Raw genomic sequence first — 1,808 nt, forward strand, 5'->3', positions numbered from 1 at the left:
ACCTCCCGATACGACAGCCGGACATCCTCACCCACCACCGCGACCGCGTCCGGCGTACGCGCTACCTGCGCGACAAACAACCCCGGCAACGTCGCGGCCGACAGGCCCGGTATCTGCCGTGTGGTGTCGTTCCATTCCGCCAGCACCTGCCGCAACTCGCCAGCATCCAGGATCTCGATCCGGCTCAGCGCGCAGTCCGGGGCTTCCTCCAGCGCGCCCACCACGCCCTCGGTCGCCGTCTGAAGCAGCCCGGCGACCAACTCCGGGTTGATCGGTGCCACTGCGTGCACCGAGAATCCGAACCCGCCGCGCGAGCCGGCGCCGAAGTCGTCGACCGACACCCCGAGCGGATAGTTGGTCCGCTCCGCCCCGAGCAGGAGTTCAATCCCCTCAGACCCGGCGCTGGCCGAGTTCTCGCTGTTCCCAGCCCGGCGGTAGTTGAACAGCGTGGTGATCAGCGGGGTCGGCGCGGCCACACCACTGGCCTGCTGCGCCACCGTCAGCGGGGCGTGTTCGTGCACCATAAGCTCGGCCAGTTGCGCCTGCGTCGACCGCAGGGCGTCCAGTACACCGACTCCACCTGTGCACGTCCGCACCGGCAGGGTGTTGATGAACAGCCCCGGCACCCGGTCCGCGCCGGCGCCGGCCTGCATCCGGCCGAACAGCACCGTGCCGAACACCACATCCTCACGGCCCGAGACCGCGGCCAGCACGCGCGACCACACCACATGGAACACTGTGGCGGGGCTCACGCCGAACCGGCGGGCCTGCTCCCGCACCCGCAGCGCCAACCCGGCTTCCACCATCAACCGGGCCTCGCCCACGTCCCGGCCATCCCCGTGCACGTCCAGCACACCGAACGGCGCGGTCGGCTCGGTTACCTCACCGAGCAACCCCGCGAAGTACGCCGCGTGCTCCTCACGCGAGACGCCCAGCAGTGCCTGCCCGACGAAGTTCCGGTACGGCAACGGGACCGGCAGCCGGTCCCCACGTCCCTCCATGAATGCCCGCACCTCACCCAGCACCACCTTCAGCGAGGTGTTGTCATCGATGATGTGGTGCAGCCGCAGCACCAGCAGCCAGCGGCCGTCACCGTCGGGCTCCGCAGCCACATGCGCATCCGCCAACGGGGCACGGCGCAGGTCCATCAGCGGCTCACACGTCGCCAGGAGAGCCTGCACCGCGTCCTTGCCAGCGACCCCGGTGCCGAGTTCGACCTCGGTAACCGGAAGCGCGGCCTGCCGGTGGACCACCTGCACCGGCTGGTCCAGTCCCTCCCACGCGATCGAGGTCCGCAGGACGTCGTGGCGGTCGATGACCTTCTGCAACCCACCCGTGAACGCATCCAGCCGCGCCCGCGAGTCGAACCGCAGCACCAGCCGCACCACATACGGGTCGTGTCCGTCCGCGGCGTCCAACCGGTGGTGGAAGAAGATACCTTCCTGCAGCGGTGCCAGCGGGTAGACGTCCTGCACGTCGGCCGCGCCGCCGGGTACACCCGCCACGACCCGGGCCAGTTCCCGCTCGGACAGTCCGGCCAGCGGCACCATCTCCGGCAGGATCGCGTCCGCGTCCTCGGGCACCAGGCATGGCGGCACCACCACCTCCTCCCGGCCCGCGGCCGCGGCTAGCCTGGCCACCGTCGGGGCGGCGAACAGCGTGCGCACATCCACCGACACGCCCCGCGCCCGCAACCGCTCCACCAGCGTCACCGCCAGGAGCGAGTGTCCGCCGAGGTCGAAGAAGTTGTCCTCGACCCCGACCGAGGGCAGGCCGAGGACGTCGGCGAACACCGTGCACAGGATTTC

The 1,808-nt window shown here is 70.5% G+C and carries 1 protein-coding gene; it reads right to left on the bottom strand.

The features are described 5' to 3' along the window. Window positions 1-1,793: condensation domain-containing protein (locus ACFYOH_RS44750; RefSeq protein ID WP_388638109.1), on the bottom strand; the 1,793-nt coding region annotated here is incomplete at its 3' end. Between the last annotated feature and the right edge of the window lie 15 nt (window positions 1,794-1,808).

Origin of the sequence: Streptomyces sp. NPDC007856 (assembly GCF_042868225.1) — a bacterium.
Classification (GTDB): domain Bacteria; phylum Actinomycetota; class Actinomycetes; order Streptomycetales; family Streptomycetaceae; genus Streptomyces.